General features: G+C 39.8%; 2 protein-coding genes. Both read right to left on the bottom strand.

Features of this window, described 5'->3' with window-relative positions; all coding sequences use genetic code 11:
• Nucleotides 1-3,151, bottom strand: a 3,151-nt coding sequence (locus tag C1E99_RS10635) for a mucin-binding protein (RefSeq protein ID WP_153060195.1), incomplete at its 3' end; no start/stop codon positions are given.
• A gap of 358 nt (nt 3,152-3,509) precedes the next feature.
• Nucleotides 3,510-10,142: a ZmpA/ZmpB/ZmpC family metallo-endopeptidase gene (locus C1E99_RS10630; protein ID WP_105207523.1), complete on the bottom strand. Its 6,633-nt coding sequence runs from the start codon at nt 10,140-10,142 to the stop codon at nt 3,510-3,512.
• Between the last annotated feature and the right edge of the window lie 274 nt (nt 10,143-10,416).

Raw genomic sequence — 10,416 nt, 5'->3', positions numbered from 1 at the left:
TGGTAACGGAGTTGCTTGAGCCTGGAGCTGCTTCGCCACCTTCTGCTTTCACATAAGTAACGGTACGGCTGATCGTACGGGTCACATCATCAACACCCTTATCAGTTGGCCATTTTGGTCCATCTGGAGTGTTTGGATCAATTGGCTCACCTGGTTTACCTGGATTTTCTGGTGTGATTGGTGAAACTTTTGGTGTCAATTCGTAGACAAAGTCTTGTGAGTTGCCGTCGATGTTATCGAAGGTACCTGTTGAGCTGTAGTTGTCTTTGTTCACTACGGTGTAGCCAAGGTTTTCAAATTCCTTAATCTTAGCAGCTGGATCAAAGCCAAACTCATCCCCTGTTTTACCACTAAGGTTTTCTGTAAATTTAACTGTGTTGTCTGTTGTGTCAACAAATTTAACTGTGCCGACTTGTTGTTTAACATAAACAAGTGTTAATTCTTGAACAGTATCTACTTTTATTGCACCTTCGTATGAAGTGATTTTTTCGGTGAATCTTTCTTCTGGATCTGTCGCTTTTTTAATATTAGTGTCTATTGCTTTAAATAAATAAACAGTTCCATCTGCTGCAGTAATTTCAGATTTTTCCGCTGATTTTACATTAAAAGTAGTACCTGAAGTTTCATGATCAATGACTAGGTTTGCAGGAGCAATTGGATCCCCGTCTTCATTGATATAGTAAACTTTTACTCCGCCTTTTTCAGCATAGTAATAAGTTACATCTCCTGTCGATGGTGAGAATTCATTAAACATAAACATTCTTTTCCCACCAAAACTTGTCTGGTTACCTTTGGGATGTAAATTGCCGTCAAAATCAATATATTGGCCACTTTCATTCACAAGTATGTATTCGTATGGCAAAAACATACCTTTCGGATATCCATTTTGTTCAAATAAAGTGTTGGTGATTACGTTACTTACAGGACCATATTTACCATCACCATAAGGAGCACCATACTTATTTCTAATCCATAAACGATTTGATGTATATGTCCATACCTCTTTTCCAGTTAATAAATCCGGACCTGTATTTCCTGCCCTTGGAGCTACATCATCTGAAACATACATCAAAAGAAATGGCGCATTTAATGCTTTTATTTGAGTCAGTTTTTCTTCATTTGAAAGTGATGTATCATTAATTATAGCTATTGTTTCTTCTAATTTCAGATCTTCAGCAGTTACATCTGTTTTTTTATAGTATTCTTTTACATCTTCATGATCTACATTAAGAGCAAAGTTTAAGAATTTAGAAGTTCCGTCTTCTTTTGAAAACGTTTGTACCATCACGACGTTATGACTTGCTGCCCAACTTCCTGATATAACATAAGAACCTTTAACATAGGTTGGTCCAACAACTCCTGTATTGCTTTGTGGAGTCTTAACTAACTCATAGTTCTCAAAATCTGCTGCACCAGCTATCGTGTATGTATCCCCTGTATTTGCATCAGATAAAGTGTAAGTGGCTAATAATTTTTCTTCTTTGAGTGCTGTCTTTTCTAAGACATATTTTGTAGTTACATCTAAACCACTAGTTGGAATTGCTGAAGAAAAACTATTTTGTACACTTCCTTGTGTTGTAGTTGATGCTGGAGAATAAATAATCGTAGATAAGGCCGACCCACCTATACCTGCATAAACATCTAAATTTCTAAGCGTTGAAGTTTGCCCATCTTTAGAAAAATTAAATTCACTGTTCGTTATTTTATATTGAAAACTTTTATTTTCTTTTATTGGTGATGACGCAGCAAGTGTTTTTATGTTATTAAATTGTTTACTTTCACCAGGTGAAATTGTTAGTGTTTCTACTACGTTGTGATTTGCAGATCTATCAACCAATTCCGCTAAGACACTACCATCATTTAAGGTACTATTGGTAGAAAATCTCATGTACCAATTTTTATCAAAGCGATAATTAAATGAACCGTCGCTTTTTATGCTAGTATCTGTAGGATCTTGATCTCCTGATAAATCTACAACAAAAAATGTTTTATAGTCAGCAACCTCAGTTAATTTGTATTCACTATTGATATCTTCATCAGTTGGAGTAATTGTCGCCTCTTTTTCAGCCACTTCTTTATTTAAAACTGCTGCATTTTCAGTCCAGTTACCTGTACTCTGGGTTACTGTTGCCGATGCTGTCGTAGTTGTCAAAGCCACTTGAATTACATCAGTTCCCAAGAACTTACGCAATTCAAGTACAAGTGCTTCAACGTTTGTACGAACTGCATTGATTTGTGCATTTACTTCTTCAAGTGTTGCTGTTGAGTTATTCAAAACAGCTGTTGCTTCTGTTGCAGTTAATTTTGTTGCTGCCGCAGCTGATTTCAATGCCTCGTTATCGCTATCAGCCGCAGCAACTAGACGCTCAGCTTCATTTGCCAAGACTTCAGCTTCTGAAGTTACTTGTTCAAGAACAACTTTCGCTTCTTCAACAGTTGCAGGTGTTTTTACAGTTTCTGCTACTGCTTCAGTAGTAGCAGCTTTGGTTTCTGTAGATGTCGTTGTTTCGCTTGAAGCTGTTTCTGTAGTTTTTGACTCAGTAGTTGCTGTTGTAGTTGTTGCTTCAGCTTTCTTAACAACTTTTACAGTCACCACGTTCGCAGCACCTTCTGTTACTTCTTGAGTCACAGTCGCAGTTTGACCTGATGCCAATTCGTAACCAGCAGGTAGTTCTGTAGCTACAGTAACGCTTGTTTTTGCAGTAGCTTCAGTAGTACTTACAGTTGCTAATTTCACATCCGCTTTTACTACAGTACCATCTTCCAACACATATTGAACGATGTAGTTAATCGCTGCAGAACGCTCTGTACTTGTAGCCGTTGCTGTTGCAACTGTTTCAGTAGTTGAAGCTTCTGTAGAAGATGTATTTGTTGCTGTTTCTGAAGCTGATACAGCTGTTTCTGTTGATGAAGCTACTGTTGCTTCTTCAACGACAGCTTCAGAGCTTGCTGATGTATCTGTAGTCGACGCTACGGCTGTTGTTGTTTCTGAAGATGCAAGTGTTTCTTCTGCTTGTACTGCCTGTGCTCCAGCACCCAAAGCCAAGGACATACCAAGCAAGACACTGGCAGCACCAAAATGATACTTACGAATCGAGAAATGTTGTCTCGTTCCGTACCAATCAAATGACTTTTTCTTTGATTTGCGCATTTGTTTACCTCCATTATTTAAAAGAGCTAGATCGTACAACAATTAAAAGAAGTGAAATCTAAAAGAATAATCTTAAAAATTATATATGACTTTTTAAATTTTTAACAAACTCTAGTAATAAGCTTTATGGGGAGGTTTATTACTGATTTTGGATAAAATCTTATAAAGAAAATATAGTGATGTCAACTCAATTAATAGGTTGCATTACTAGCTCTATTATGATATTAAACATATCACCTATATAATATCATCCCCCCCCCCATTTTTTCAAGCATTATTACATAATTTAATAATTTTTTTTGTAAATTCTTCTAACCAAAAAAGGAGCCAACTTTCGTTGTTCTCCTTTTCGGTTTATTTAGTTAAAAATCGATGTTCTGAAATCATTTGTAGAGTTCATCAAGGCTTGATAAACTTTCACTTTGAGTGCATGAACACGGCTGTTGTTCGAGTTAAGGCTGTTTGCTTGGATGTCTGCTTCCATAGCTTCTTTCATCAAGGCTTGCAACTGTTCAAAGCTTGTGACAGTCACTTCCTTGGTCGAATCAGCAACACCAAGTTCATACTGCATAGTAAACGGCTTGAGTTGGCCTGCTGCAGCTTTTTCCAAACGCTCAGTAAACATAGCTTTCTTGAAGTCAGCCCATGAAGCGTATTGACCTTGGAAGACATATTCTAAGACATGGTCATCCGTAATCAAACCAGTATCTTTCTTGTTCCAAGTATCATAAATAATTGAGCCTTTTTCCATTGCTAGGTCAGACAATTGGCCAGAAGCATACGGTACAAATCCATCTGTGTAACCTTTAGCCGCAATCAATTCAAAGGCCATACGGCGGAACATGATGTCGCCTGGTGAACCTTTTGAGTTTGAAAGAGCTGAGAAGTTAGCCGCAAACATTGGAACGCTGACATAACTATTTCGATCCCACTTCTTACTTGCATTAGCAGGATTATTCACATACTGACGTTGAACGATAATGCTCTGATCAATCAAATCACTGAAGGTCTTCAAGCTTGCAACTTCATCATCTGTCAATGCACGCGCAGAGTTTCCAGCATGGGTATCAACACCATTATTTTGGACATAGTAGTTTTCAATCTTACGCAACCAAGCTTTCTTCGCTGCATCCGATTGAGCCAAGATATTTGTACCTTCTAGGTAATCCAGCAAGTACAGCACATCGAACTGGTTATGGTAATACTCATTGAAATCAGCTTCGCTATTGAAACGTGCAACTGGATCTCCGACATGGACACGGTTGGCATCATCGCTATTATAGACAGCGTTGAATCCAAGGTTCATCTCAGTGACATTGAAGACGTTTTGCAGAAGACCTTGGGCGTAGAGTTCGTTACCTTGACCAATACGGCGACCATAGCCTTTCAGATAAATATCACCATCTTGGTTGTGGACCATTTCGTGGGTATAAAGGGCTGTACCATAATCTGTCAGCATATCGTAAGTGATATAGTAGGTCTCACTTCCATCCGCAAAGGCAGTCTTAATAGACGGATGCTCACGGTACCACTTGTTGATAGGACCGTAGAAATCTTGGATAGCATCAACATCGGCTGTCAAATTGCGATAAGACTTCGTGCCATCTTTACCGTACATGACGTAACCTTCGTTATTTAGGACAGATCTGAAGAGCTTGTCACGATTGGTTTCGTCCAACATCTTATACCAGAAGTCCGCATTATCACGTTGGCGTTCAGCAGCCAGATCAACCATCTGACGAACCTTATCACGATTTTCCACTGTTGAATAATCATCTACATAGTGCTCGTATGAACCAATCGCGATGGTATTCATGTTGGTAATGATAAAGATATTTTCTTGTGGCAGGGTCAAGAGTGGCAAGAGCATGTGGTTGTACTTCCAAGTTGGGTTAGAAACCGTATCATTCACAATCTTGCTGTAGGCACCGACATTGTACTTGCTGTAAGTATCTGTTGTTTCCTGCTTAGCAGCTACTTCTGGAATCAAGGACTTACCTTCAACCACATAGGCTTTAGTGGTTTGTTTGAACCATTCATTGTTGGTCATTTCTGGCAAGAAGAGCTGACGATAATCTTCCAACATATCGAAAAGCTTGGTCTGCTTGTTTTGTTTACCAATGATGGATGCGAAAGTGGTCACGTTATTGTGGGCACGAAGAACATCGTAGCCACCATTACCAATTGCAAGAATCATATCAAGAGCAGACGCCGCATCATTTCCGAAGAAGTCAGGTTCAAAGATGGTCAAATCTTTGGTATTCATCTCTCCAAAGTTGATGTCATACCAACGGTTCAAGTAGGTCAAACCGAGCACAAAGGCTTCTTTGTTGTTGGTGATTTTCTCTTTGATGTAGTCTTCAGAAGCCTGACCTTGACCATTTAGACTAGCAACCAAAATCTTACGAACATTGCTTTCTAAGTTGGCCATCACTTGGTCATAGCTTTCACCAAAGTAGAAATCTTTTGCAGTACCTGTCTGAGTATCGGCATTCAAGGTTGTTGGATATTTGATAATCGCTTTCATAGCATCCGAGTCAAGGACTACTGTTGACAAGCTACTTACCAAGTCAGCAACAAGGGCACTTCTGTCATTCAAGAATGATTCTGGCGTGTAAATCAAGTCTGTACCTGAGATAGTGTACTCAACAACGTGATTGTTCTTGAAGTCTTCTAGATAAGAAACAGTCTTGTAATCCACCGTGCCATCTGCATAGTGAAGCATAATCTTATTGATAGTAGCCTTCTCAGCGTAGACATCTGCAACAACATCCTTGTCCTTCATTGGCACAACATCAAGCAGGCGAACTGTATTGAGCTTATCGCCTGTCGCAATCTTATTTCCATAGTAGACAAGAAGTTCCTTGTTGTAGAATGGAAGGATTTTCTCCATGTTGTAGTAGGCGATTTCATGGTCAGCCTGAGCCTTATCCACGGTTAGATAATCTACTGAATATTGATTGAGATTAAGCGAAACAGAATCATCAATTGTCGCTTGAATATTCATAGTTTCAACTTTGGCTTGTGCATCTTCATCAGAGATAACAGTAACATTGGTCAAATTATCAGATGTTGTAGTGAAACCGTCCTTAATCTTACCGGTTGGATTTGCTGGTTGACCGATAATGCTTGTCGCACCAGTCATATCGCTGATAACATTATTAACATTACCACTATATGGAGCATAGGCACCCGTTACTTGGTTGGCACCTGCAATTCCGCCGACAATAGCCGCTGATTCAGTCGTCACAATAGAACCAGTTGCATAAGAATTATAGACACTTCCTGGTACATCGTAGACAAGCATCGTACGTCCGACAATACCACCAGCGACTTGGTTTTCTGTGCCTGGGAGAGTAATGGTCGCATCAACCTTGGCATTTCCAACACTTGCCATCGTACCATTACCCAAGATACCACCAGTGAGGCTTGCATCAGTTCCAGTTACTTCAATACTTCCCTTGAAGGATACATCCTTGATAGTAGAGTTGGTTGCAGAATGAACCAGACCAGAAACATGTTGCGGACCTTTTAGGCTTGCTTCTACTGCTACGTTTGTAATGGTTGCGCCATTGGCATTGATAGCAATTGTCGCAAGTGGGTTCTTAGACGTTGTATTCAAGCTTGCATTTTTAATATCCAAGTTTTGAACTTTACCACCAAGGTTAAAGAACAATGGGGCTTTCAAGTTGCTGATTGAGAAGGCATAGCCGTCATTTACTCCATCCAAAGTACCGCTAAATCCAGTCACATAAGATGGAATATCTCCAACAGGGACTTCACTTGCGTCCAAATGTGCACCTAATTTGAAAGTGCCACTTGGGTTAGCCTTCATAGCGTCGATCAAAGCTTTAAAGGATGTATAGGTATTTGCATCTGTTACCATCTTAGGAATGTAGAATTCACGGTTGGCAACGTATTGAGCATCCTTGTCTTGAACCAATTCATCAAATGATGAAACCAACTTAAAGACTGTTTTGCCATCTAAAGTTGTTTCTTCAACGCTAGAAACTGGAAGATAGACTTCTTTGAAGCGATCTGAGGTTACTTTTATGAATAGTTCTTCAGTAGATGTTGGTAGCTCTTCTAAGAATTCTTGACCGATGTAGCTACCATTTTTGCGACGGTAAACAGTCACCGCATCAATATCCTTGATTTCAATCTTCTTGTAGACCAAATCAAATTTGCGCATGCTTTCAAGAATAGCTTCTTGCTCTGAGCTTTGTTCTTGTTCATCTAAGGTATAGAATATCTTGGTTTTCACAGTATAGTCTGTGTAGAAGTCTAGATTTTCTAAGGTAATCTGACCATTTGGATCCTCAATAGCTTGCTCTTTAACCAAAGCACCTGTATTGTCGTATAAGAGTGCAACTGCTCTGAGGAAATTAGATGTTTCATCTGTCAACTTGTAGCTGACTGTTGCTGATTTTGCATCATCATTTTCTACCAAATCTGTGATAATTACTTGTGGTACTTTCTCAACTTTTGTACCACGAGCAATCACTTCATTTACCGGTTGTTCAGTAATTTCTTCGGTAACTGTCGGATTTTCCTGACGAACGCCCTTGATTGTCTTGTAAGTTGTTGTAACTGTCTTAGAGCCATTTACACCTGTTGTTACAACTTTTGTCTTACCTTCCAACAATGTCGGATCATCAACATACTCTGTTTCAAAGGCAATATCAACTGTTTCTGTTTCTGATTCGGTACCCTCGATTGGCTTGGTTCCTTTGAGAACTTCCTTGGTTGTTGGCTCTTGGGTTACTTTCTCAGTTACTATTGGATTTGCTTGACGAACACCTTTGATGGTTTGGTAGGTAGTAGTGATTTCTTTGCTTCCGTTCTTACCTTCAACGACAACTCGCTCTTCATCTGTATAAAGATCTGCTGTTTCAGTTATTTTAGTTTCAAATGGAATTTCTACTGTTTCTGTTTCTGATTCGGTACCCTCGATTGGCTTGGTGCCTTTGAGAACTTCTTTGGTTGTTGGCTCTTGCGTTACTTTCTCGGTTACTGTTGGATTTGCCTGACGAACGCCGTCAATGGTTACATAAGTTGTGGTGATTTCCTTGCTTCCATTTTTACCTTCCGTAACAACTTGTTCTTGACCAACATAAAGGTCAGACGAATCTGTTGTCTTAGTTTCAAATGGAATCTCTACCGTTTCCGTAACGGTTTCCGTACCTTCAACTGGAGTTGGGGTAACCGTTTTTGTACCACGTGCTACTACTTGAGTCACAGGCTGAGTGGTCACAGTTTCAGTCACTGTTGGGTTTGCTTGACGAACGCCATTTACAAGAGTATAGGTTGTTGTAACAGTCGCAAGTCCATTTTGACCAGCTGTAATGATTTTTTCTTCACCAACTGGAAGGGTCGCATCATCTTGATAGCTGATTTCAAATGGAATGATTTTTGTAGCTGATTCGGTCTCAGTTTTGACTGTATCAGCTTTCTTTGTACCAATGCGAACAATTTCAGTTACTGGTGAGCTTGTCACCGAGCTTGAAACCTGCTCAGACTTGATCAAGACACCATCAGCGTAGTAATTCTTGATAACAGTCGTTTGAACTCCTGCTTTACCAACTTGATCTACATTTCGAGTACCCTCCGCCAAGGTATCATCATAGATTACCTGACTTTCAAAGGGAATCGACTCCGTGTTTGTCGTTGTATCTTCTGTCAAAACAAGTTCTGGTACTTCATGGGTTGGTGCCGTATCTGGAACAACCGTAATAGCTGAGTCTTCTGCTGGCTTGGTACCAATTTTGACGATCTGATTTACTGGTGACTGAGTAACAGTTTCAGAAAGAACCTCTGACTTAATCAACACTCCATCAGCAAAAGTCTTCTTGGTTTCAATAGTCTTTTGACCCGGTTGACCAGTTTGGACTGTCTGTCTAGTCCCTACTGGCAAACTCGCATCATACACTTCTTCTGATACAAATGCAATAGATTCTGTATGTGATGTTACTTCCTCAGTGATCGTAAGTTCAGGAACCTCATGGGTCGGTGCCGTATCTGGAACAACTGTTATTGCTGAGTCTTCAGCCTTTTTGGTTCCGATTTCAATGATTTTTGGAGTAGCTGTTTTAGTAATTTCTGACGAAACTTCCTCTTCCTTAAGAACCTGACCATCAACAATTGTTTGTTTAATTGTAATAGTCCGCTCACCATTTTGACCTTCTTGAACAACTTTTTCTGTCCCCTCGGCCAAGGCTGGATTTTCAACCGTTTGCGTCTCAAAGGCAATAACCTCAGTCTTGGTAAGCGTCTTCTCAGTAATATTAGCTGCAGGTAGCTCATGGCTTGGAGCAGTATTTGGAACTTCGGTTACGATTCCTTGGTTCCCATTATCAGTAGGTTTCTCCGAAACAACTGGTTTTTCCTCCCCTGCTGGAAGCTCTTCTACCGCCTTGCTATCTTTAAAATAGCCTACATAAACATAGCCTTCAATCTCAGCTGGCGCTGGCAAGGCCTGACCTGCTGATCTTTCCACCGCATGGTTGAATTGAGCCAAAATGTGACTAGTCAAGGCTGAGCCAGTCGGTGCCAAGAAACTTGCACCCGTTGCGGCAAGGATGATTACTCCCGCAAGTTCTTTCTTCCCTTTTTTGCCCAACTTAACAGCTACAACTAAAAGAGAAAGACCTGCAAGTGCCATTGCACCTGTTTCTAAAGCACCTGTCTTAGGCAAGATTTTTGAATTTGTGCCTGTAGTTGTCTGGCTCGCTCCTACTGGACGATAAACCAAATAATAGTTCGCATCTGTTGCTTGAGCCAAACCTGGCAGGTCTCGAATAATCAATTCTTTTTCTGCATCTGTCAACTCTTGCTCAGTTACATAAGTATAATTAATCGACTGGGCACTAACAGACGGAGCCGCTGCAATCGAGCCAGCAAAAAATAGACTCGCAACAGTTGCAGAGACAAGTCCTACAGATAATTTACGAAATGCAAAGCGTTCTTGCTTTTCACTAAAGTTCTTTTTCATCAAAACTCCCTGAAAAATTTTATAGTAGTCTCATTATAGCTATATTTTATCTTTCTGACAACTTATTTGACTAAATTGGAGCCATTTTTTCCAAAAATAAATAATTATTAAAACATACAAAAAAGTCGCTAGAAATTAGAATTCTAACGACTTGTTTATTCGGCTCTATAATTTCTGTAGTGGGTAAATCCACCATGGAAATTATGGAGCCTTTTTGAGTATAGAAAAAAAGTTCCATATGACCTATAATGAAAAGTGCTCAAACTATCATTTT

It is taken from the genome of Streptococcus suis (assembly GCF_002964045.1).
Taxonomy (GTDB): domain Bacteria; phylum Bacillota; class Bacilli; order Lactobacillales; family Streptococcaceae; genus Streptococcus; species Streptococcus suis_U.
Note: the sequence above shows the minus strand (reverse complement) of the source record. Positions and strands in the feature narration are given on the sequence as shown.